We start from the raw sequence: 21,684 nt of genomic DNA, 5'->3' as shown, positions 1-21,684 counted from the left end.
CGCCGTTCCGCGCTGCGGGGAACCAGCCCTCTGGCGTCAAAAACCTAAAAACATAAGCTTTGCAAAGGGAAGACAATGAAAATCGGCCAGGTCGAAAACTGGAGTGTATCCTATGAATGGAAAGCGGTGCTGCTGCTGAGCCTAGGTTTCGGTCTGGTGGGCATCGATCGCTGGATCATTACGCCGCTATTCCCCTTCATCATGAAGGATCTCGGGCTGAATTTTAGCCAACTCGGTGCCTTGGCGGGCATTCTCGGGATCGGTTGGGGCGTCGCCGCCATGTGCGTAGGCACCATTTCCGACAAGGTGGGGCGCCGCCGGGTGCTCATTCCGGCCATTTTGCTGTTCTCCCTGCTGGCAGGTCTTACCGGCACGGCCGCCAGCTTTGGAATGTTGCTGACCATTCGCCTAGTGATGGGTGTGACCGAGGGCGCCTTCCTGCCTGCAAGCGTCGCCAGCACGGCCGAAGCCTCCAAACCCTCCCGTCGTGGTCTGAACCAAGGGTTTCAGCTCAGCCTGTTCGCGCTGTTGGGGTTAGGGCTGGGTCCGATTATCGCCACCCAGTTGCTCGCCGTTGTGCCGTCCTGGCGTTATGTATTCCTTATCGTCTCGATCCCTGGCTTCATTCTGGCGGGGCTGATCTGGCTGGTAGTCCGTGAACCCTCCAAACAGTCTGAGATTCCGTATGATCAGCCCGTGCAGCATGTGCGCTGGGGCGAGGTGCTGCGCAGCCGCAATGTGCTGCTCTCCGTGGCGGGGATCTTGTCTGCCATGTGCTGCATTTTCGTGATCGGCGCGATGATGCCGAGCTACCTCATGGAGTATCTGAAGATCTCCCCGCAGACTATGGGCTTCATCATGTCGGCTGTCGGGTTTGGCGGCTTCTTCGGTGAGTTCGGGATTCCCGGCCTTTCCGACCTGATCGGCCGCCGGACCGTGGCAATCCTTTCCTTTCTGTTCGCTATTCCGCTACTTTATGCCTTCATGCATACCGGTGCCAACCCGGCCCTGCTGTTCGCTTTGCTGTTCCTAATCGGCTTTTTCTGCCTAGGATTGCTGGGGTTGTTCACCGGCCCGCTGGCAACCGAGGGCGTGAGCGCTGCTTCCACCGCCACGGCTATTGGGTTCGTATCCGGCTCAGGTGAGATTTTTGGCGGCGGCGTGGCACCCGCCCTTGGTGGCTGGATCGCCCAAACCTATGGCCTCCCGCATATTCTGGATCTGGCGATGGGAGGGTTAGTTCTTGGCTTCGTCATCGTTCTATTCCTGAAAGAGACCGCGCCGCGCTTCGCGAAATAGTCTGAATAGCCGGATGATCGGGCACCGCTCTCCGGCATTCAGTTTGCCTTCCGTTTGCTATGTGGACCGAAACCTTCGGATCCGAATGTCTCACGGGTGCCTTACTCGACCGCCTGACCCACCGCGTCTCGATTTTGGAAATGAATGGCGATAGCTACCGCCTTGCCCAAATCCGGGCGCGCAAGGCCAGTCGGACACCCTGAAAAAATCACCGCGCGTGGGGGCGTGAGGGGAGTAGCCCGAGTAGGTCTCTCCCACGCGCAAACTGTGTGACCGGCTTTTGCGCCGCCAAATGGCCGAGTTGTTGATTTGCGCTGAGGTTCTAAGTGTAAATCAACACGACACGCCATAAAGATGAAAACGATGCCCTCAAAATCGTGCCGTGCGCGTATGAGGAGGCGGTGCAATATGTTGCCCGGCTTTGGCAGTAGCGGCTTGAAGCAAACTGGGACGGACCGGAATTTTCCATATCAGCGAGCGCGCCGAGCAAGTTTCAAGCGCATGACTTCAGCTTGGCTATCTGACAGCAGCTCCGGGATAGGGGAGATATCGTGTCAGGCGTTATGACACTCAGGGCCACCGATGGCGCGGGGGAGTGGGACTATGAATTGGCGCTAGCCGTGAATAATCGCGTACGTCTGTTCAGGTGCACGAATGCGAAGTTCGTAGAGACCGGCACGGTCGAGAATATCGGGTGCAACGGCACGGCGCTGGAGATCGCCGCCATTGATGATGCTGGGCGGACCTTGAAGACCTCCACGGGCAGGGGAAGGCTAGTGGCGTGGGAGAGCTTGCAAGGCGAGCCAAATGGTAGAGTTCAGTTGGCCTATGGCGAAGTGTTGACCACCAATACCGCGCAAAGGAGCACAGTTACCGAGCATATCCATGCCATGCCAACTGGCACGAAGCTGATCTCTGCGTTTGGGGCTTATACAACGGGTAGCTGGCACCGTGAGCAGAGCTTTATCGTGACGTCGGAAGGGGCGGAGAGCGCCGAGATCATCGCCCGGCGGCCGCTAGGCGACCGGCGTGAGATTGGCCGTAGTGATGTGCTGAACAATATCTTGCCGAATTTTGTAGAAGTATCGGAGAAGCAGGCGGCGTTGGCGCTGATAGACTGTACGGCCGGGTTGCGGCGTGGAACTGAGCAGGCAGTGCAGACGGTTCACCAAGCCTCGGAAGCCCGCGCAGGCGGCCTGAAGCAGGCTTCGATGCTGCGGGAAAGAATGTTGAGCCGCCGGATTGCGCAGGTATTTGAGGAGAAGTCGTCTGCTTTGACGGCGCAGCTCCGGCGTCATGGTAAGGCGTTGGGGCGGGTGGCACGTATCGGCGCGGATTTGGCGAAATTTTGCCAACCTTACCCGCCGCCAAGCGGCGAGCCGCGCGAGCAATATGGAATTTTGGCGCGAACTTAGCCTTCGGGCCGAGCGAGTGTCCGGGAGGAGGGATCAAACACAGCGACGCGGGCGGTGATGGGCATGATGAGGCCGCGGCGTTCTAATGAGGCTGGGGGCGGTTGAAAATTGACATGACGAAGCTATTCCGGCCAGTGGACGATATCGGGACTTCGTGGGGGCGCAACATGGAATCCGGTCGCAAGTGCTATTTGAATCGGCCGGGCTGTCGAATATCTGATGGTTGAGTTAAGCGGCGCCCTCCACTGCGCTAACCTAGGCACTACTGTGGATCTGGAGGAGACCGTGCTGCCTACATCGGCACTTTGTTAAAGGTATTGAAGGACGAGAAGCGCAACTTCCTAACTGTTGCCGTTCATACCTAATGTGCGGTAACTCCTGTATTGCTTGCAATCAGAAACATTACGGGAAGCGGGATCACATAATCTGTCCCACGGTGATCGGATAAGCGTCGTCTTCAGGTCTTCGATCATCAGTTGAGTTTCAGAAAAGACAAATTCGAATTCCGCACGCGTTGTGAAGCACCTAAAGCTAAATCGAATCGAGCTTTCAGCCGCGATATTTGATAAGTCCATTGAAAGCCTTCATCGATCCGCAAAGCCGGATCATGAAAGCGCGCGATGGCGTCATCCAGGCGTATAATGTGTAGGCCGCAGTCGATGTTGGCGCCCAGATCATCGTGGTGCATCCGTTAGCCACAATGGTTCCGATGAGGATGCCCTGCGGGTCCTTCTCGATACGGTTGGAGTCAATACCGGCGAAATGCCTAACGAGGTCCGTCCCCGCCGATAATAACTTCTATTCAGAAGCTAATCTCGAGGGTCTCAAAGCGTGTGCAGTATGCGGCTATCTGCTGGTGGGACGAGCAAGTAAGCGGGGTGGCGGAAAAAGTCGGCAAGCTGGTTCAGGTCGTACGCGTCAGACTCCGAAGGGGCGCCCAGCAATGCCGCTACCGGATCTACAAATATACCGTAGAAACGGTCTTCGGACAGATCAAACAAGCCAGAGGCTCTGGCCATACCTCGTACGCGGCTTCGATAAGGTAGAAGCTGAGTGGGCAATGATCTGCACAAAAAAACTTTCGGCATTTTATGGGGATTCTCAGTGAAATCAACATTTTTTCAATTCAGTTGAGCTCTTGGAGTTAGTTTTAGGGGAGCGGTTACTCCATGAGCGAGATGCTCGCCAGAGAGCAGTGTGATCCGAATAGCCGAGCGCATGAGCGATGTCTGTTCTACGGCGCTGGCCTGTCTGGAGCAAAGCCGCGGCCTCATTCTCTCGTACTTCCTGGATAATTTTTCGAAGATTGGTTCCGTTAGTCGCAAGTTGGCGCTGTAGGGTGCGTGGTGATATTTGAAGTGTCTGTGAAACCCAGTCGAGAGATATTTCACGATGACTCATTGCCCCCCGGACAGCATTATGAACTTGAGAAACAATGTCCGGCGCTACGGTGTGCTGGGGAATTAATGCGCGCAAATACTCTTCAACATAAGGAATAAAGCAAGCAAACGGAGTTTGATATGGTAGATCCAGCTCTGTGGGGTCGAGTACGAACTGGTTAACGGGTTGGCTGAACCGAATCGGCGCCTGGAACAGCGAGCGAAGGGCTGAGGCAGAGGCAGGCTTTTCGTGCTCAAAATGCACTTCTAGAGGACGCCAACCAGGATTTAGACGGCTGCGCATCGCGGAGCACATTACCGCTAAAGTATATTCAGAGTCCTGCTGTCGTGGCCAGATTTTTGAATCGTCAATACGGTAACTCCAGAAGGCTTCGTCCCGGGAGTGGTTTAGCACGACAGTTGTTCCTGTTTGCCATGTGCTTATGTATCTGGCTACAGCTTCAAGACCTTGACCCATTGTTGGCATTGCCAGGAGGAGAAAACCAAGTGGCCCCAATGCATCTGCGGCAGTCTGTGACATACCGAGGTGTGCACCTAGTAACGGATCTCTGTGATAGATCGCAAGTTCCTCGAATAGCGCGACGTAACGGGTTAGAGGTACTGCCGACAGACGGGCTTCAAGCATGGGGCTGGAGATGCCTAGCCGCTCTCGCGCCCTCCTACGCATGGCTTCTCCCCTCAAGCCGTTTAGCAAAATAGATATCAACGGTGATCGAATTTCTGGGGTGAAAGTCTGCAAGCCATTCGCCATGCTGAGCTCCGTTTTGCTATGCCGTGGCGGATTTTATCACAACTTCGGCGCATTTCGCTATTTCCCGTGTTTTGGATATCAGCATATTTTAATCCCCTGTAGAATTAGATTTAAAAGGAGGGAAGTGCATGAGCGCTGCAGCAAATTGGATATCTGTGGGAGATTTGGGGCAGGGTTTTGCTACAGACAGCAACACATTACCTCCCTGCCACGATTTTTCCGGGAAGTCTTTAGAGCTTCTTTTTGAAGATGGCTCTAGTTGGAACGCCAATATAGACTTAGACGGCAACCAACAGATTATCAACTTGCCTAATGGTTTGCGTACGAATGTACGCGTAACATCTTTGTGCGAAGGGGTTTATTTTGTCGACTATATTACGGACAATCAGGCAGTATCACTGGTTGCGGACATGGTTTCTGGGCGAGCTTTACAGCTTCAAGGCAAGCTACCAGCTCGCGAAGAGGCGTCTGTCGTCTTACAAGAACGAGCTGCTGCTGGACTAGCGCTTACCACGGTTTCTGTGGTGTTTCGGAATGCACGGATAGACGGTGGGGGGCATGGCTTTGGTTTTCCTCGTACTAAAGAGCTGTTGGGTAAACATGTGCGTTACCGCTATAGCCCTACAGAAGTTTACGAGCATCTTTATCTTAACGAGACATTCTATACATGGCATTGTCTTAAAGGAGTGGAAGCAGGCTTAGCGGATACAGATCTTTGCCACTATTTTAAGTTGCGCGATAATTTATATCTATTTGTTTGGCAAGAGAAAGTTGTGCCGACGCTTGGTGTTGTGCTCCTGGATCTTGCGCGTGGTAAGACGGACGGAAAAATTTTTGGTAAAGCCGATTTTGTTGATGGAGAATTTTCTAACTTTAAAATTGGCGCGTTTGTTGAAGCGATTAATTCCAGTCAACCGCTAATGACTTAGCGAACCCTTAAAAGTTGGCTTCGCTTGCTTGCGTAATTCTGGGTTGATGAACGGCGTCAATACAGCGTTGCTTTAGCCGCCTTGAGTTGTGCTTGTTTGTTGCTTTAGCGCTTTAAGAAGTTGTACTTAAAAGAGTACCTTATCAAACATCACACATTTCAGACTAGAAGCTTGTCCTCGGTCAGATAGCGAGTTCTATAATCTATCTGAGATGAGCGAATAGACTTTGTTAACGCAATTTTTTGAATATTCTAAATCGTTTGGTAGCGGATAAAAATGATTTGCGTAGAAGCTGCGTCTTCGGCGAGGGAGTTTAACGTGGATCTGAGCAGGATAAGCACGCTGGCCAACCGCCAATGGTCTACCAACCGGTTCGACAAATGGGCCGAGGACTTGCATGCGGTGTGTGGTCGCTTCCAACCCAAGCCGGTGGAACCCGGGAAGCAAGTCCGGGGGGGAGTCAGCCGCAAGGAATTGTCGGGTTTGGTTTTCGCGCATGTGGTTAATGATTTAGATCGGATCGTCAGATCACCTTCCGATATTCGTAGGGATGACAAGGGCGATCTGCTGCTGCTTATTCAGGTTGAAGGGCAATGCGGCGTGGAGCAGCGGGATGTAAGGTTCATGCTTGCTGCGGGAGATTGCACGTTGCTTGATTCCGCCGTACCTTTGGCGTTTAATTTCGGTGGAACGCTTTCAAATCATGTCTCGTTGCATTTGCCGCGGCAGGCGATCTTGGCTGCACAACCCATGGGATTGGGGGGGCCGCGCAAGCTTGATGGGTACGATCCTATGGCAGTTGTACTGCGTGCCCTCTTCGCCAAATTGCTCACGATGCCAAGTGAACCTGAGGCCCAGCCACTTATTGGTTTATTGAATGACGCTATCCGGCAGAGTTTGATAGACGCCGTGCCGAAAGGGGGCGTGGTCGAGGCTGCGGAGATCAGGCTTCAGCGAGCTAGATTTTTAATTGAGCAAAATCTGACGATACCTGAGTTGGGGGTGACTTGGCTGGCAGATCGCCTCGGTGTGTCGATAAGGACATTGCAGGAAGATTTCCGTATCTCCGGCCAGAGTTGCACGGAAGTCATTCGTGAATGCCGGCTACGTCGCGTGCATGACCGCCTTAGGAGATACGGGCTGCGTCAGGGCGAGACCATAGCGTCCATCGCGCTCTCTGCAGGGTTTAATGACATCTCCTACTTCAATCGGAGTTTCCGTTCCATGTTTGGAGGAACTCCAGGGGATTTCCTGCGGCCCAACTGAAGGTGATGGTGCGTTTTTGTCCAAATCAGACTGCGCGTTTGTCCAAGACGGGGGCCGTTAGAACTGCCTAATTAGTCTCCAAAATTAGAGGGGGATTACCGGCATGACCCATTATGGCCTCGTGATTAACGGCAAGAAGCTTCAGACCGCGCAGTATGCGGAGGTGCGCAACCCGGCAGACGGCGCTGTGGTGGGGATGATGCCGTTAGCCACGCAGATGTATTTGGACAAGGCGGTGGCCGCTGCCGCGACAGCTTTTCCTGCTTGGGCCGCTACGCCCGATGCGGAACGTCAGGCGCTTTGTCATAAGGTCGCGGACATTATCGAGACTCATACAGAGGAGTTGGCGGAGCTGCTCACGCTCGAGCAGGGTAAGCCTCTCAACGGTCTGGGGTCACGTTTTGAGATTGGTGGCGCTGTCGCCTGGGCGCGAGCAACGGCGGATCTAACCCTGTCTGTTGAGATCCTTCAGGATACGCCTGAGGGCAGGGTAGAGTTGCACCGCAAGCCGATTGGCGTCGTTGGCTCCATCACCCCCTGGAACTGGCCGGTGATGATTGCTTGTTGGCACGTGCTACCTGCCATCCGGGCGGGGAATACTGTCGTCAATAAACCCTCCAGCCTCACGCCGCTCTCCACCATTCGCATGGTGGAACTGATGAACGAGGTTCTGCCGCCAGGCGTTATCAATGTAGTTACTGGTGAAGGCGGGCTCGGTGGTCAGCTTTCTTCCCATCCTGGCATCAGCAAGGTCGTCTTTACAGGCTCGACGCCCGTTGGCAAAAAAGTGATGGAAGCGGCGTCCGGTACCCTTAAGCGGTTGACGCTTGAACTGGGCGGCAATGACGCCGGTATCGTTCTGCCGGATGCTGACCCGCAGGCTATTGCCGAAGGGCTGTTCTGGGGCGCTTTCATTAATAACGGCCAGACCTGTGCAGCGCTCAAGCGTCTCTACGTGCATGACAGCATCCATGATGCTGTTTGTGACGCACTGACGGCTTATGCCTCTCAGGTGAAGGTTGGTGATGGGCTTCTGGAAGATAGTATTCTAGGGCCGGTGCAGAACGAAAAGCAGCTGGCCTTGGTACGGGAGTTGGTGGAAGACGCCAAGTTGCATGGTGGGAAGGTGCTTTTGGGCGGCAATCCAGGCAATGGACCAGGCTTCTTTTATCCAGTTACTCTAGTCTCCAACGTCGATAATGGTATCCGCCTTGTGGATGAGGAGCAGTTTGGCCCGGCTTTGCCGATTATCCGCTACGGCACCGTCGAGGAGGCTGTAGCTAAGGCCAATGACTGCCCGTTCGGCCTAGGCGGTTCGGTCTGGTCCAAAGACATCGAAGCCGCCAAGGCTGTTGCCACGCGGCTCGAATGTGGTTCGGTCTGGATCAACAAGCATGGCGCCGTGCAGCCAAATGCGCCGTTTGGCGGGGTTAAGCAGTCCGGTATGGGAGTGGAATTTGGTGTTGAGGGACTGAAGGAGTTCACCACCATTCAGACGCTGCTGGTTTGAGGTGGGGTGGGGCGAGATGTTGTAGCTCAGCCCCGCTTCTCAAGTTCCCGGGCGCGCTGGAGCAATGTGGTCAAGAGCTTATCCAAAAAGGTCCGCTCTTCTGGGCTAAGGGTTTCGATCAGATATTCCTCCCGTGCCAACACCAGCGGAACAAGCTTTTGGTACAAGACACGCCCAGCTTGAGTCAGTTCAAGGCGCTTGTTGCGCCGGTCTTGTGGGTCGTCATTTCGGTGCAAAAGGCCACTTGCCTCCAGACTGGCAACAGCGCGGCTGACAGTCATTTTGTCCTGGGTGGAGTGGGCGCAGATTTCAGTGGCGGAGACGGGGCCAAGCTCCTGCAACGAAGCCATGACACGCCATTCAGGGCGGGTAAGGTTGAAGCGGTCACTATAGATATGAGCGACCGTCCGCGAAATTTCATCCGCCAGCACGACCAGGCGGTAAGGTAGGAAGGCGTTCAAGGTCAGTTTCGGTGAGGCTTCGTCGCGTTTTGTCTTAGGAGTCGCCATTGCCCGTGTCCTGTCTGTAACAAATGATACCTAAAATCATGCATGCATCATATCAATAGACAAATTTTGGCTGAGCATAAAATTCATCCTTGATGATTATCGTATCATATGTTACTAATATGATCAAAGAAACGATCTAGGAATCATACCGTGACGATCCAGAAAATCCATCATGTTGCCTATCGTTGCAAGGATGCGGGCGAGACAGCCGAATTCTATAAGATGCATCTTGGCATGAGGCTGATAGGCGCCTTCGCCGAGGATCATGTGCCGTCTACCAAGGCCCCTGACCCTTATATGCATATCTTTCTTGATGCGGGTGGTGGCAATGTCCTGGCTTTCTTCGAGCTTCCTAACGCGCCGGAGATGGATAGGGATCGTAATACCCCGGATTGGGTGCAGCATTTGGCATTCGAACTTGAGAGCATCGATGAACTGATATCGACAAAGAAACGTCTGGAAGAAGCTGGGCTTGATGTCGTGGGTCCCACAAATCATGCCTTGTTCCACTCCATTTATTTCCGCGATCCAAATGGACATCGCATTGAACTCGCAGTGAACACTGCTACTGCAGAGCAATTAAACCGTATGCAGGATGTAGCGGATTTGATGCTGCGTGATTGGAATCTTACCAAGACGCCGCCCCGTTATATGGCCTGGACGCACGAGATCGAATTCGGCAGTCGCTAAACCAGACGCTGAAAAAATCCGCGAAGGAAAAAGAGGAAATGCTGAAAACCTATACCCATCCCCGGTTCAGCTATAAGCAATCCCCGGAGCAAAAAGCCGGAGAAATTCTGCGACATAAACTGGTGATTATTGGTGCTGGGCCGGTTGGGTTGGCTGCGGCCTTGGATGCGGCGAATCAAGGTCTGCCATGTGTCATTCTTGATGATAATGACACTGTCTCAATGGGCTCGCGCGCGGTGTGTTATGCCAAGCGTACACTGGAAGTGCTTGACCGTCTTGGAGTTGGTGAACGTATGGCTGCCAAGGGGGTTAACTGGAAGTTAGGCAAGGTATTTTTTAAGGACGCACTATCCTATCAGTTTGATCTGCTGCCTGAGGCCGACAACAAAATGCCGGCGATGATAAACCTCCAGCAATATTATCTCGAAGAATATATGGTCGAGGCGATTTCAAGGAAACAGCAGGTTGACTTGCGCTGGAAGCACAAGATAACTGCATTAGAGCAGAAAGATGGTTATGTTGCTCTAACGGTTGAAACACCGGACGGCGTATTCACCATGGAAGCCGATTGGGTACTCGCCTGCGACGGTGCGAATTCAAGCGTCCGTAATATGGTTGGCGCGCAGTGGGCAGGCCAGGCTTTCCAAGATCGCTTCTTGATCGCGGACGTCATCATGAGCGCTGAATATCCGCCCGAGCGTTGGTTCTGGTTTGATCCGCCATTTCATCCCAATCAGTCAGTACTTCTGCACCGGCAGCCGGACGATGTATGGCGTATCGATTTCCAGCTCGGATGGGATTGTGATGCCGCGGAAGAAAAGAAGCCGGAAAGTATTATTCCGCGTGTGCGCGCTATGCTAGGGGATGATCGTCCATTCGAGCTGGAATGGGCTTCTGTCTATCAGTTTGCTTGTCGGCGGATTGACAATTTCCGTTATGGGCGGGTGATTTTTGCCGGAGACTCAGCGCATCAGGTGTCGCCTTTCGGGGCGAGGGGCGCGAATTCAGGTGTACAAGATACTGATAATTTGATGTGGAAGCTGAAGCTTGTGGTCGACGGCGACGCGTCTGAGGCGCTGATTGATAGTTATCATGAGGAGCGGGCTTTTGCGGCGGATGATAATATCCTGAACTCGACGCGTTCGACAGATTTCATCACGCCGAAAACGCCATCGAGCCGTCTGTACCGCGATGCGGTGCTGCGGTTGGCACACGAATGTCCCTTTGCCCGCCGGTTGGTTAATAGCGGGCGGCTTTCCATGCCTACACCTTATGCCAACTCTTCGTTGAATACGCCTGATGAAGAGCCATTCCCTGGCGGTGTGGCACCCGGTACAAATGCAGCGGATGCACCGGTTCGTGTTCATGACCAGGATGCTTGGTTTCTGAACCAGACCGGCCGCGGATTTACTGTGCTGAGCTTTGGTCCGGTGCCGGCTGAGTATGTGGCGTTTGGACGTGTTCAAGCAAAGGTGTTGGAGGTTGGAAAAGATATCGAGGACGTATCTGGCCATCTGGCTATCCGTTATGGTGCCGATCCAGGTACAACCTATCTTATTCGGCCAGACCAATATATCGCCGCGCGCTGGAAGCGTTTCGACAAAGCCAAGATCAGCCGCGCACTGGCCCGCGCGATGGCGTCTTGAAGGAGTTAAGCATGGATCTGAATCTTAATCCGAACATCGACGACCCCGATGGATTCTATAAAGAGCTCATCGACAGCCAGCGCCGGATGAATGACACCGAAGCGGCCATGATGAATTGCAAGCTGGTCCTAATTCTAGCCAATCATATCGGCGACCGTGAGGTCATTCGCTCGGCACTGCGGATGGCTGGTGGTCGGCTTTGACGCCAAATAATCGGAAACGCCTAAACGCGGTTGGGGAGTTAATAGATGGCACTTGAGTACTTGCCGGGATTCGGCAATGATTTTGAAACAGAAGCTCTGCCTGGCGCATTACCGCAGGGGCAGAACTCGCCGCAACGCTGTCCTTATGGGCTTTATGCCGAGCAGCTTTCCGGGTCACCCTTTACAGCGCCGCGCGGTAGCAATGAGCGCTCCTGGTTGTACCGCATCCGGCCTTCCGTAAGGCATATTGGAGCGTTCCGGCGGTTTGATCTACCTTTCTGGAAGTCTGCGCCGCATGTGGTGGAACATGGCTTACCTCTTGGCCAACTGCGCTGGGATCCGGTGTCGTTGCCGGATGAACAGCTGACCTTCCTGACCGGCATGCGCACCATGACAACAGCAGGCGATGTCTACTCCCAGACCGGCATGGCCGCGCATATCTACCTGATCAACGCGCCGATGCAGGATGAGTATTTCTATAATGCCGATGGTGAGTTGATGCTGGTGCCTGATCACGGGCGGCTGCGCATTGCCACGGAGCTCGGTATTATGGAGATCGGACCGGCCGAGATCGCGGTATTGCCGCGCGGGCTGAAATTCACCGTCGCACCGTTGGATGGTACGGCGCGTGGTTATATATGCGAGAATTACGGCGCCAAATTCACTTTACCGGAGCGCGGGCCGATCGGTGCTAACTGTCTTGCCAATTCCCGTGACTTTAAAACGCCAGTAGCAGCATTTGAGGATCGCGACGTGAAGGCGCGCGTCGTAGTTAAATGGTGCGGCCAGTTTCATGAGACGATGATTAATCACTCGCCGCTCGATGTAGTGGCTTGGCATGGCAATTACGCGCCGTACAAATATGATCTGCGCACCTTCTCACCAGTTGGCGCGATCTTGTTCGATCATCCGGATCCGTCGATCTTTACAGTACTCACCGCTCCGACGGGCGAAGCTGGAACCGCGAATGTTGATTTTGTGATCTTCCCTGAGCGCTGGTTGGTAGCGGAACATTCCTTCCGCCCGCCCTGGTATCACATGAATATTATGTCCGAGTTTATGGGACTGATCTATGGTCAGTACGATGCGAAGGAACATGGCTTTGCGCCGGGCGGCATGAGCCTGCATAACTGCATGCTTCCGCATGGACCGGATGCCGAGGCGTTTGAGAAAGCAAGTACCGCCGAACTGAAACCACAGAAACTCAGCAATACTATGGCTTTCATGTTTGAGACGCGGTTGCCGCAGCTTCTCACCCAATATGCGGCCGACTTGCCAAGTTTGCAGCCAGATTATCCGGCTTGCTGGGCCGGGCTTGAGAAGAAATTTGACGGCACTCCGGGGGTGAAGTGATGCTGCGCAGCTGGCTTGAAGACGCGAATGCGCCGGATGGCGATTTTCCGTTGAACAACCTGCCCTATGGCGTGTTTAGCCGGGATGGTGAGATGCCGCGTTGCGGCACAGCTATCGGTGGGTATGTGGCTGATCTGGCGGCGCTGGAGCGTGCGGGGTTGATTGAAGCTCCTGGCTTCGACCAACCAAAGCTCAATGCCTTCATGGCACAGGGTAAGGCCGTTTGGGCCAATATTCGCGCCCAGTTGATGGATTTGTTCGTAGAGAACGGCAACCCGGCACTGCGTGATGATGCTGACTTGCGCGCGAAGGTGCTGATTTCGCAGACGGCTGTGCGTATGCATCTCCCCTTCGAGGTGGCTGGTTATACGGATTTCTATGCCGGGCGCCACCACGCAGAAAATGTTGGCACTATGTTCCGCGGCCCAGAAAATGCGTTGCCTCCAAACTGGCTCAGCATTCCCATCGGCTATAATGGTCGCGCATCCACCGTTGTGGTCAGTGGAACACCCGTGCGCCGCCCTCTGGGGCAGATCAAGCCACCTGAGGCGGACTTTCCCATCTTCTCCCCCACCAAACGCCTCGACATCGAATTGGAGTTTGGAGCGGTGCTGGGGCAGGGGACGCAGATGGGTGAGCCATTGACCGTGGCTGAGGCCGATGAGTTGATCTTCGGCTATGTGCTGCTGAATGATTGGTCGGCCCGTGACATCCAAGCCTGGGAATATCAGCCGCTGGGTCCCTTTCAGGCGAAAGCGTTCGCTACTTCTATTAGCCCCTGGGTGGTAACCAAGGCCGCGCTTGAGCCGTTCCGTTTGCCAAGTCCTAGTCGGGTGCGCCCGTTGTTGCCCTATCTGCGCGAGCTAGCTCCGATGCGTTATGACGTTCATTTGGAGGTGCATATGCGTGCCGCCGGGCAGGATGGCGATAATATGATTTCGCGGACAAACACTTGCGAGCTCTATTATTCGGCGGCGCAGCAACTGGCGCACCACGCCATTGGCGGCTGCAAGATGGAGGTGGGTGATCTGCTGGGCTCGGGCACCATTTCCGGTCCGGACAAAGGTAGCCGTGGTTCGTTGCTGGAAATTACCTGGGGCGGCAAGGAGCCGCTACTGTTGGAAGGTGGCGTTGAGCGGCGCTTCATTGAGGACGGGGACACGCTTACGCTCACGGGATGGGCGCAAGGGCCTGACTATCGTATTGGGTTTGGTGTCTGCGAGGGGACAATTCTTCCAGCACCTTCCTTGCGCCCGGAATGGTGCGATGGTTGAGCGTACACTCCATGGCTATTACCGCTCCACTGCGGCTTACCGAGTGCGCATTGCGCTCCTCCTGAAAGGGCTGAGCGTCACGCATGTGCCGGTGCATCTGCGCAAGGGAGAACAGCACGGCGAAGCGTACCGCGCCTTGAATCCGCTGGCGCTTGTACCTTGGTTCAGCGAGGAGGGGGTGGCGTTGGGACAGTCTTTGGCCATCATCGAATATCTCGAAGAGGCGCATCCGACGCCGTCATTGTTGCCCAGTAATCTGGCCGCGCGCGCTTATGCCCGGGAAATTGCCTGCATCATTGCCTGCGATATTCATCCTGTCGGCAATTTGCGCGTGCTTGGGAAGTTAAGCGCCGATTACCGGGAAAGTGGAGAAGGCCGCGCCGCCTGGAACCGGCATTGGATGGAGGCGGGCTTTACCGCGATTGAAGCCCGGTTGCGGAAAACGGCTGGACGTTTTGCCGTTGGCGACGAACCCGGCCTCGCCGATCTTTGTATCGTGCCGCAACTTTATAACGCCCGCCGCTTCGGTCTGGACCTCACCCCATATCCCGGCCTTTGCCGCGTTGACGAAGCGGCTCATTCGCTGCCTGCTTTCATCAATGCGGCGCCAGAAAACCAATCTGATTTTGAAAAAGGATAATCTGCTATGTCGACACCTTCCTTTGCCTCCACAGGTGATCTCACCGAGAAAAAAGTCTCTTTTACTGAGGTCGGCCCGAACCTTTATGCTTATACCGCCGAGGGAGATCCGAATACCGGCGTGATCATCGGTGATGACAGCGTGATGATCATAGATGCCCAGGCCACCCCCGCCATGGCGCAGCGTGTAATTGAAAAAATTCGTAGCGTAACGGATAAGCCGATCAAATATGTCGTGCTCTCGCACTACCATGCTGTGCGCGTTTTGGGCGCCTCCGCTTATGGCGCATCGGAGATCGTTGCTTCCGAAAAATGCCGCGGCATGATCCAGGAGAGGGGCAATGAGGACTGGGCCTCTGAGCTTGGCCGGTTCCCGCGCTTGTTCCAGGCTGCTGAGTCTGTGCCGGGGCTGACCTGGCCGACAATGACCTTCAATGGCAAAATGACGGTTTATCTTGGCAAGCGACGCGTGGAACTGCTGCAGCTTGGCCGGGCGCATACGGCAGGTGACATTGTGGCTTGGGTACCAGATGCGGGCGTGATGTTCACGGGTGATATCGTGGAGTATCATTCCGCCTGCTATTGCGGCGATGCGCATTACAATGACTGGCCCGCCACATTGGATGCCATTGCGCGATACAATCCAAAGTCTATTGCGCCCGGTCGTGGTGATGCGCTGGTAGGGGCTGAAATGGTACAGGCTGGTTTGGACGCCACCAAGGACTTTGTGACCTCGACCTATAACGCCGTGGCGGAGGTCGCAGCACGTGGCGGCTCTTTAAAGGACGCGATGACAGCTTGTCGTGCGGCGTGCGACCACAAGTTTGGTAATTATGCAATCTATGAGCATTGCCTGCCCTTTAACGTCGCGCGTGCCTACGATGAGGCGCTGGGGATTGAGAATCCCCGTATTTGGACGGCTGAGCGTGACCGTGACATGTGGGCTGCATTACAAGGGTAATCCTTATCTCTTCTTACGTTTCGCCCGCTGGTAATCGGCGGGCGAAACGCCTTCCCAGGATTTGAACGCACGCCAGAAAGCGGCTTGATCAGTGTATCCCACTGCTTGGGACACTGTGCCAATATGGCGATTACTTTGCGTTAGTAGAGTTCTAGCCTCTTGCTGCTTTAATTTTCGAATGATTTCACGAACAGATGTTCCTTGCTCGGCCAAATGCCGTTGTAGCGTACGAGCTGGGATACCCAACTCAGCTGAAAGGGACGTAAGGTTCACTGGAACCTTACCAAGATCGCGGGAAATTATCTGTCTGACTTGATGTTCAAGCGGAATGGTCTCAGGTTCATCAGCTAGAATGTCTTCGATATGCTTCCGCAAAAATGGTGCAAATCCAGAACTAGTTCTATTTAATAAAGGTCGATCTAAATCATTTAGTTCAAGAACTAGTGCGTTGTCAGATTGGTCAAACCGAATTTTAGATCTGAACATTCTCTCTAATTCACGCCATTCTTGTGGTCTATGATGTTCAAAATGAACTTCGTAAGGAATCCATTTTTCACCAAAGCAGGCGCGAATCATTGAGCATGTCGCGCTTAGGGTGAACTCAGAATCTTGCCGTCGAGGCCATAGATTTGAAGAATTAATCCGGTAAGACCACGTAGCGGTATCTTCCCCGAGATGTAATTTAATGTCGGTCGTGTCCTGCCATGCGCGTATGTAATGGCTAAGATGTTCAAGCCCTATCCTCAGGCTAGGACTAGTGAGAACCAGAAAGCCAATTGGCCCGAGAAGCTCTCCAGGCGGATTCGTGAAGCCTATACGAGCACCAAGTAAAGGATCTTTGGCTACTAAAGCAGCATGTTCAAACAGAGATAGATAACGAGATAGTGGAATCTGCTCGTACAAATTTGCCTTCGGCTCTCTTATGCCGTGCTGTTGTCGTAAAAAACTTGCACCATTTGGTTGTGCAAGAATTGCATCTATCACTTGGTTTACAACTGAAGAGCGTATCATTGGTATGGATTCGAGCTGTGTATGCTTGCGACGCATCTAATCCTCAGTCTAGGCCGGGAATAAAACGAATTTGGCGTATCTTATCATAAATTTGGCGCTTTCTACAATCGCCTTAATGTTGTGGCTTGCTGTTTAAAAGGCTGTCCTATGAGAAATCATAACTTCTCAGTTAAATAAACAAGTAAACCGGTTTTAGGGGGTGCATTCAGTGTCCTACGAACATATCGATACTTTACCGCCACTCGCTCCTGCGGCGAACCAACTACGCAAAGGTACGTTAGGGGTCGGAGCGGTCACATTCTTTGTAATTTCGGCGGCTGGGCCATTGGTGGCTATTGCTGGCGGCGCACCACTAGGGATGCTTCTGGGAAACGGCCCCGGAATGCCTGGTTCTTACCTGATTACGGTAATTATCCTAGCGCTGTTTGCCGTTGGTTACTGTGCTTTAGCGCGTCATATAACTAATGCCGGTGCCTTTTACGCATTTGCTGCTCGGGGGTTGGGAGGGGTGGCTGGAGGTGCGGCCTCCATGATTGCTCTTATCGGCTATAATACGATGCAGATAGGTCTCTATGGAATGTTTGGTGCAGCAGCGCAGAGCCTGTTCCAGCAAGCTGGTATCAATCTGCCTTGGTGGGCTTATTCTTACATAGCTATGGCCAGCATTGCTGTGCTCGGTTACCGTCAGGTTGACTTGTCTGCCAAAGTTCTGACCTTGCTTGTGGCGGCCGAATATCTGTGTGTGCTTGTACTGGATGTTGCCATTATAGCTAAAGGTGGAGCATCTGGATTGAGTGCGGCACCTTTTGCGCCGTCGAGGGTCTTTGCTATGTCGCCTTCTATCGGTCTTGTGTTTGCCTTCGCTTGCTTTGTCGGTTTCGAAGCAACAACAATTTATGGCGAAGAAGCTAAGGATCCTAAGCGTACAATTCCGCTTGCAACATATTTCTCAGTCGTTTTGATCGGCGGTTTTTACATGTTGTCTAGTTGGTGTCTTGTTAACGCGATTGGTACAAACAAGCTCGTCGGGTTCCTAGGCGGGTTACAGGACCCAACGCGTTTCTTGTTCCTAATGGCTAACCGTTATGCTGGGCACTGGCTATCGCTTTTGATGAGTGTTCTTTTCGTAACCTCTGTTTATGCTGGTTTACTTGCCTTCCATAATTCTGTGGCGAGGTACTTCTTTGCAATGGGGCGCGAGGGGCTGCTGCCTCAGTATTTTGGTAAGACGCATCATGTCCATCAGAGCCCACATACTGGTTCTGTGGCGCAATCCGTTCTTGCTGCTGTCGTTGTCTTAATCTTTGTGATCGCCAAACAAGATCCTGTGCTGTCGTTATTCTCCTGGTTAACAAATGTTGGGACGCTTGGCGTTATTGCGTTGATGGCAATTGCTTCTTTTGCAGTGCCGGCTTTCTTTGCCCGAAATCGTCACCTTTCCGACGGTATATTTTCTTCTTTTATTGCGCCTGTCGTGGCGGGGGCGCTATTGGTTACAGTGCTTTATTTTATCGTGATTAATTTTAGTCTGCTGACCGGCGCTTCGAAGCTACTATCCTATAGCTTGACCGGATTGATCCTATTTGCCGCAATCATCGGGGGTATACTGTCAATTCGTCTGCGCGCAGCGGATCCAGCCCGTTATAAGAGCATTGGGTTCGAGAAGATCTGAGGTTTAGTCGTGAAAACAATCGAGTCTCCAACGTATTATTTCGCAACGAAAAAATACGATCTCTCTTTTCCTCGCCTTGATAAAGATATCGATGCCGATATCGTCGTGATTGGTGGAGGTTTTTCTGGTATAAACACGGCCCTCGAATTGGCGGAACATGGCATCACCAATATCGTCGTTCTCGAGGGAAAATATCTTGGCTATGGTGGTACCGGTCGTAATGGTGGCCAGGTCATGGCAGGTATTGGTCATGACATTACAAAAGTAAAAAAGCATGTCGGTGGAAAAGGCTTGGAGACAATATTTAAAATCTCAAACCTTGGCGCTGGAATTATTGCCGATCGCGTAAAGAGATACGATATCCAGGCAGATTTATGTCACGGCTACGGGTACCTTGCTTATAATTCTAGGCAAGAGAAGACGCTGCAAGGTTGGTTAAAAGAATTCAAGGACGTTGACGCTCAAGAGGATATTGAGTTGTTGACAGGCTCAGATGTCCAAAAAATTGTTGGCTCTTCTGTCTATAAAGCTGCCTTGAAGCATATGGGTGGAGGGCATGTTCATTCATTAAATCTCCTCCTGGGGGAAGCGAGGGCTTTGACGTCGCTTGGTGGTCGGATATTCGAACACAGTCCGGCTCTGGAGGTGACATACGGCGACAGAATCACTGTGCGGACAGCAGGTGGGAAGGTTCGCGCTGCAAAGATGCTGTGGGCCTGTGATAGCTTCTTAGCGAACATGGAGCCTTATATATATAAAAAGACAATTAACACTTGCGCCTTTCAAATGATGACCGAGGTGTTACCTGATAATGTAATCGAGCGAATTAGCCCGATCAAAGGTGCATTCTCTGATATCAGCCCGATCATCAATTATTACCGGGTTACACGTGAAAATCGATTGTTGTTTGGAAGCGCAACAAGATTTGTTGAATATACTCCATCTGATCTCGCAACATGGAATCAGGCTTTAATGTTAAAAATATTCCCTTACCTCGATAAGGTGAATATCGATTTAGCCTGGGGAGGGCCTATGGCATGCAGTGCCAATTTGTTTCCGCAAATTGGTACCTTACCGAACCATAAAAATGTTTTCTATGTGCAGGGCTATTCAGGGTTTGGAGTCACGCCAAGCCATATCGTTTGTAAGGTTTTGGCTGAAGGAATGAGCGAAGGGTCAGCACGATATGATCTGATGGCTAGCATTCCTCACATCAATGTAGCAGGCAAGGACAAGATGCGTGCGCTTTGGATGACCGCGGGTAAGGTCTGGAACCAAGTATCTGGCCTTTGGAATGGTCGTTCACCTTATTTTTAATTGAAAGGACTATCTATGCTCGCACTTAAATCTTCTTCGATTCCTCAACTTGATAGTTGGGGAACGGTAGCTGATCTCGGTTCAACAATCCTCGAAGGTGTCGGGGCCGCGTTCGGAAGCTTTACTCTTGGCGGGCCGGATGCTCAGATTAGCGCTGGCTATTTTGGCGTAAACAAGAGTCGTTTTCGGATGGTTTATCCGTTTACAGAGCACGCCATGGTGCTGGAAGGCGAAGTCACTCTCACGAATGAAAGCACCGGTGAATCCGTGACCTACAAGCAAGGTGAAGGCTGGATGGTAGAGAAGGGGACGCCCGTCCTCTGGACAGTTCATACGCCTCGTTTTGTAAAGCACTATTTGGCGGTTGTGTAAGACAATTCGGAGTGGCGGCCTATGAGCGTCACTCCGTTCCAGCCGAATGGGCTGGATGATTATACCGATAGAACGCGAAAATAAAACTAATCATATTAGGGAGATGAATGGTGAAGCTTTTTCATTTAAAAGCACATGTTCTGTTTTTTGGTATTTCTTTGGCTGGGATATGTAGCAATCCGGCTTTTGCGCTGAATGGCCCGGAGGGTATCTCAATTGATGGCGGTCCTCTAGGTCCGTTAACAATTTCGGGTGGCGTAGATGGATATGGATATTATGCATCGAATACCAGTAGCGGCCAATTGTCTCATGGCATGAACGTTGCTAATGCGATGGTAGAGCTACAGAAGAATAGCGGTATTTTGCAGTTCACGATCGAAGTTGGTGCAACTCAGGCACCTCTGACGGTTGGTGCGCTTAGTTATGGGAGCGATGGGCACTTACTGCAGACGTCCATCAGCAATTTTAGCACCGGACCTCTCTACGCAGGATATTTGACGATTGCGCCTAAGAATATGCCTTTTACTGTTTCGGCTGGGAGACTTAGCTCACTCGAGGGTTACGAAGCAGGAATAGATTGGCTTAATTCATCACAACTGACAACATCGCTTTTCTACGTCCAGAACAATCAGGCAGATGGTGTTTTGGCGACATATAACGCTGGCTCAGCTACTTTGAATGTCGAGTTCGGTGATGGCTGGGATACGCATGTATTTAATTTTTTGCAGGCGTCTCTCAATTATACGTTTAACGAAAACAACTCGCTTTACGTCTATTATTCTGGCAATTTGGGACGAACGGGTCTAAATGCTTATACCTATGCACTGAATAGTGGTTGGGGGCCGAATGGATTAACTGTTGGCGAGTATGGGTCGTACTTTGTTAACTCTCAGATGTTTGGCGGCTTTTACAGCTACACTCGCGGCAATTTAAGCGTAGTGCCAGAGGTACAGTATGTTTACGCCAAACCGGACCATCAAGTAGGTATTGACAAATTTACCTCTAATTTTGGCGCCGCACTTTTCAGCTCTTATGACTTTAAAAATACTCCTTATTCCGTTGGCGGGTGGGTTGAGTATGAAAAGTCTATCGGCGCAGGCAATTGGTTTGTGGGTCCAGAATCGGAGGCAGTTGGCTTTGCTGTTTCGCCTACCTGGCAATACAAACATCTGTTCGCGCGTGTAAATGCAGGTGGGCTGTATTTGCTTCATAATCGTAGTGATAATGGCAGCGCTTACGGATATGGTAATAGCGGCAACGGTAAGTTTCAGTTTGTCAGCACGCTAGAGGCTGGTCTACTTTTCTAATTTTTGGAGGCCGGTGTAATGCCCGGCCTCGTTCCATGTTAACTGTGAGTCCAGATGCCGTTTTCTAAAGTTTCTTCCAATGCCGTTGAGGCCCTGAGTGGCAAGCTATTTGATGGTATGACGATTATGTCTGGCGGGTTTGGCTTGTGCGGGATTCCGC

Annotated in this window: 22 protein-coding genes; 18 read left to right on the top strand and 4 right to left on the bottom strand. The window is 52.5% G+C overall.

The features are described from left to right. Nucleotides 1–75: 75 nt before the first annotated feature. The 3 genes from BUB54_RS15670 (at nucleotide 76) to BUB54_RS15660 (ending at nucleotide 2,714) form a co-directional block, all read left to right on the top strand. Nucleotides 76–1,299: an MFS transporter gene (locus BUB54_RS15670; RefSeq protein WP_073211922.1), complete on the top strand. Its 1,224-nt coding sequence runs from the start codon at nucleotides 76–78 to the stop codon at nucleotides 1,297–1,299. 59 nt (nucleotides 1,300–1,358) lie between these two features. Continuing rightward, nucleotides 1,359–1,502, top strand: a complete 144-nt coding sequence (locus tag BUB54_RS21230; RefSeq protein WP_277813459.1) for an ATP-binding protein — start codon at nucleotides 1,359–1,361, stop codon at nucleotides 1,500–1,502. Nucleotides 1,503–1,862: 360 nt separating this feature from the next. After that, on the top strand, nucleotides 1,863–2,714 hold the full coding sequence (locus tag BUB54_RS15660) for a hypothetical protein (protein ID WP_048879316.1): 852 nt from the start codon (nucleotides 1,863–1,865) through the stop codon (nucleotides 2,712–2,714). Nucleotides 2,715–3,186: 472 nt separating this feature from the next. Here BUB54_RS15660 and BUB54_RS15655 read toward each other — a convergent pair whose 3' ends face one another. Next, nucleotides 3,187–3,402, bottom strand: coding sequence for a hypothetical protein (locus BUB54_RS15655; protein ID WP_048879315.1), 216 nt, complete (start codon nucleotides 3,400–3,402; stop codon nucleotides 3,187–3,189). A 422-nt stretch (nucleotides 3,403–3,824) separates the two neighbouring features. Further along, nucleotides 3,825–4,865, bottom strand: coding sequence for an AraC family transcriptional regulator (locus BUB54_RS15650; RefSeq protein WP_073211921.1), 1,041 nt, complete (start codon nucleotides 4,863–4,865; stop codon nucleotides 3,825–3,827). Nucleotides 4,866–4,993: 128 nt separating this feature from the next. Between BUB54_RS15650 and BUB54_RS15645 the strand changes: the two genes are divergently transcribed. From BUB54_RS15645 to BUB54_RS15635, 3 genes are all read left to right on the top strand, one after another. Beyond that, the gene (locus BUB54_RS15645) at nucleotides 4,994–5,794 is read left to right on the top strand and encodes a MoaF C-terminal domain-containing protein (RefSeq protein ID WP_048879313.1); all 801 of its coding nucleotides are present in this window, start codon (nucleotides 4,994–4,996) and stop codon (nucleotides 5,792–5,794) included. 318 nt (nucleotides 5,795–6,112) lie between these two features. Continuing rightward, complete coding sequence (locus BUB54_RS15640) at nucleotides 6,113–7,060, top strand: helix-turn-helix domain-containing protein (protein WP_073211928.1); 948 nt, start codon at nucleotides 6,113–6,115, stop codon at nucleotides 7,058–7,060. Between the two features lie 103 nt (nucleotides 7,061–7,163). Continuing rightward, nucleotides 7,164–8,570: an aldehyde dehydrogenase family protein gene (locus BUB54_RS15635; RefSeq protein ID WP_048879311.1), complete on the top strand. Its 1,407-nt coding sequence runs from the start codon at nucleotides 7,164–7,166 to the stop codon at nucleotides 8,568–8,570. A gap of 26 nt (nucleotides 8,571–8,596) precedes the next feature. Here BUB54_RS15635 and BUB54_RS15630 read toward each other — a convergent pair whose 3' ends face one another. After that, nucleotides 8,597–9,079, bottom strand: coding sequence for a MarR family winged helix-turn-helix transcriptional regulator (locus BUB54_RS15630; RefSeq protein WP_048879310.1), 483 nt, complete (start codon nucleotides 9,077–9,079; stop codon nucleotides 8,597–8,599). Nucleotides 9,080–9,229: 150 nt separating this feature from the next. On the opposite strand from BUB54_RS15630, the gene BUB54_RS15625 reads away from it, so the two are divergent. From BUB54_RS15625 to BUB54_RS15595, 7 genes are read left to right on the top strand one after another with little or no spacing between them, the layout of a single operon-like run. Then, nucleotides 9,230–9,769, top strand: a complete 540-nt coding sequence (locus tag BUB54_RS15625; RefSeq protein WP_048879309.1) for a VOC family protein — start codon at nucleotides 9,230–9,232, stop codon at nucleotides 9,767–9,769. A 38-nt stretch (nucleotides 9,770–9,807) separates the two neighbouring features. Next, nucleotides 9,808–11,415: an FAD-dependent oxidoreductase gene (locus BUB54_RS15620; RefSeq protein ID WP_048879308.1), complete on the top strand. Its 1,608-nt coding sequence runs from the start codon at nucleotides 9,808–9,810 to the stop codon at nucleotides 11,413–11,415. Between the two features lie 11 nt (nucleotides 11,416–11,426). Then, on the top strand, nucleotides 11,427–11,618 hold the full coding sequence (locus BUB54_RS15615) for a DUF2783 domain-containing protein (RefSeq protein ID WP_048879307.1): 192 nt from the start codon (nucleotides 11,427–11,429) through the stop codon (nucleotides 11,616–11,618). 45 nt (nucleotides 11,619–11,663) lie between these two features. Beyond that, entirely contained in the window at nucleotides 11,664–12,971 is a 1,308-nt protein-coding gene (gene hmgA, locus BUB54_RS15610; protein WP_048879306.1) for a homogentisate 1,2-dioxygenase, read from the top strand. After that, nucleotides 12,971–14,245: a fumarylacetoacetase gene (gene fahA / locus BUB54_RS15605; protein WP_048879305.1), complete on the top strand. Its 1,275-nt coding sequence runs from the start codon at nucleotides 12,971–12,973 to the stop codon at nucleotides 14,243–14,245. Before hmgA ends, fahA begins: the two co-directional genes overlap by 1 nt. Continuing rightward, complete coding sequence (gene maiA, locus BUB54_RS15600; protein ID WP_048879304.1) at nucleotides 14,238–14,885, top strand: maleylacetoacetate isomerase; 648 nt, start codon at nucleotides 14,238–14,240, stop codon at nucleotides 14,883–14,885. Before fahA ends, maiA begins: the two co-directional genes overlap by 8 nt. Nucleotides 14,886–14,891: 6 nt before the next feature. Further along, nucleotides 14,892–15,845, top strand: coding sequence for an MBL fold metallo-hydrolase (locus BUB54_RS15595; RefSeq protein WP_048879303.1), 954 nt, complete (start codon nucleotides 14,892–14,894; stop codon nucleotides 15,843–15,845). A 3-nt stretch (nucleotides 15,846–15,848) separates the two neighbouring features. Here BUB54_RS15595 and BUB54_RS15590 read toward each other — a convergent pair whose 3' ends face one another. Further along, the gene (locus BUB54_RS15590) at nucleotides 15,849–16,892 is read right to left on the bottom strand and encodes an AraC family transcriptional regulator (protein WP_082075690.1); all 1,044 of its coding nucleotides are present in this window, start codon (nucleotides 16,890–16,892) and stop codon (nucleotides 15,849–15,851) included. 172 nt (nucleotides 16,893–17,064) lie between these two features. Between BUB54_RS15590 and BUB54_RS15585 the strand changes: the two genes are divergently transcribed. The 5 genes from BUB54_RS15585 to BUB54_RS20425 all read left to right on the top strand — a co-directional run. After that, nucleotides 17,065–18,528 (top strand): APC family permease, encoded by a 1,464-nt coding sequence (locus BUB54_RS15585; RefSeq protein WP_199444707.1) that lies wholly within the window; start codon nucleotides 17,065–17,067, stop codon nucleotides 18,526–18,528. A gap of 9 nt (nucleotides 18,529–18,537) precedes the next feature. Beyond that, nucleotides 18,538–19,845 carry an NAD(P)/FAD-dependent oxidoreductase gene (locus BUB54_RS15580; RefSeq protein ID WP_048879302.1) on the top strand — a complete coding sequence of 436 codons (1,308 nt, stop codon included), beginning with the start codon at nucleotides 18,538–18,540 and terminating at the stop codon, nucleotides 19,843–19,845. 15 nt (nucleotides 19,846–19,860) lie between these two features. After that, nucleotides 19,861–20,217 carry a cupin domain-containing protein gene (locus BUB54_RS15575; protein WP_048879301.1) on the top strand — a complete coding sequence of 119 codons (357 nt, stop codon included), beginning with the start codon at nucleotides 19,861–19,863 and terminating at the stop codon, nucleotides 20,215–20,217. A 107-nt stretch (nucleotides 20,218–20,324) separates the two neighbouring features. Next, nucleotides 20,325–21,524, top strand: a complete 1,200-nt coding sequence (locus tag BUB54_RS15570; RefSeq protein ID WP_048879300.1) for a porin family protein — start codon at nucleotides 20,325–20,327, stop codon at nucleotides 21,522–21,524. 54 nt (nucleotides 21,525–21,578) lie between these two features. Then, nucleotides 21,579–21,684, top strand: a 106-nt coding sequence (locus BUB54_RS20425; protein WP_280521943.1) for a CoA-transferase, incomplete at its 3' end; no start/stop codon positions are given.

The organism is Acidocella aminolytica 101 = DSM 11237, assembly GCF_900129125.1.
Classification (GTDB): Bacteria; Pseudomonadota; Alphaproteobacteria; order Acetobacterales; family Acetobacteraceae; genus Acidocella; species Acidocella aminolytica.
Note: the sequence above shows the minus strand (reverse complement) of the source record. Positions and strands in the feature narration are given on the sequence as shown.

Coding starts and splice junctions, on each gene's coding strand:
- BUB54_RS15670 (WP_073211922.1), top strand. CDS start 76: ATGAAAATCGGCCAGGTCGAAAACTGGAGTGTATCCTATGAATGGAAA.
- BUB54_RS21230 (WP_277813459.1), top strand. CDS start 1,359: ATGTGGACCGAAACCTTCGGATCCGAATGTCTCACGGGTGCCTTACTC.
- BUB54_RS15660 (WP_048879316.1), top strand. CDS start 1,863: ATGACACTCAGGGCCACCGATGGCGCGGGGGAGTGGGACTATGAATTG.
- BUB54_RS15655 (WP_048879315.1), bottom strand. CDS start 3,402: ATGCACCACGATGATCTGGGCGCCAACATCGACTGCGGCCTACACATT.
- BUB54_RS15650 (WP_073211921.1), bottom strand. CDS start 4,865: ATGGCGAATGGCTTGCAGACTTTCACCCCAGAAATTCGATCACCGTTG.
- BUB54_RS15645 (WP_048879313.1), top strand. CDS start 4,994: ATGAGCGCTGCAGCAAATTGGATATCTGTGGGAGATTTGGGGCAGGGT.
- BUB54_RS15635 (WP_048879311.1), top strand. CDS start 7,164: ATGACCCATTATGGCCTCGTGATTAACGGCAAGAAGCTTCAGACCGCG.
- BUB54_RS15630 (WP_048879310.1), bottom strand. CDS start 9,079: ATGGCGACTCCTAAGACAAAACGCGACGAAGCCTCACCGAAACTGACC.
- BUB54_RS15620 (WP_048879308.1), top strand. CDS start 9,808: ATGCTGAAAACCTATACCCATCCCCGGTTCAGCTATAAGCAATCCCCG.
- BUB54_RS15615 (WP_048879307.1), top strand. CDS start 11,427: ATGGATCTGAATCTTAATCCGAACATCGACGACCCCGATGGATTCTAT.
- hmgA (WP_048879306.1), top strand. CDS start 11,664: ATGGCACTTGAGTACTTGCCGGGATTCGGCAATGATTTTGAAACAGAA.
- fahA (WP_048879305.1), top strand. CDS start 12,971: ATGCTGCGCAGCTGGCTTGAAGACGCGAATGCGCCGGATGGCGATTTT.
- maiA (WP_048879304.1), top strand. CDS start 14,238: ATGGTTGAGCGTACACTCCATGGCTATTACCGCTCCACTGCGGCTTAC.
- BUB54_RS15595 (WP_048879303.1), top strand. CDS start 14,892: ATGTCGACACCTTCCTTTGCCTCCACAGGTGATCTCACCGAGAAAAAA.
- BUB54_RS15590 (WP_082075690.1), bottom strand. CDS start 16,892: ATGCGTCGCAAGCATACACAGCTCGAATCCATACCAATGATACGCTCT.
- BUB54_RS15575 (WP_048879301.1), top strand. CDS start 19,861: ATGCTCGCACTTAAATCTTCTTCGATTCCTCAACTTGATAGTTGGGGA.
- BUB54_RS15570 (WP_048879300.1), top strand. CDS start 20,325: ATGGTGAAGCTTTTTCATTTAAAAGCACATGTTCTGTTTTTTGGTATT.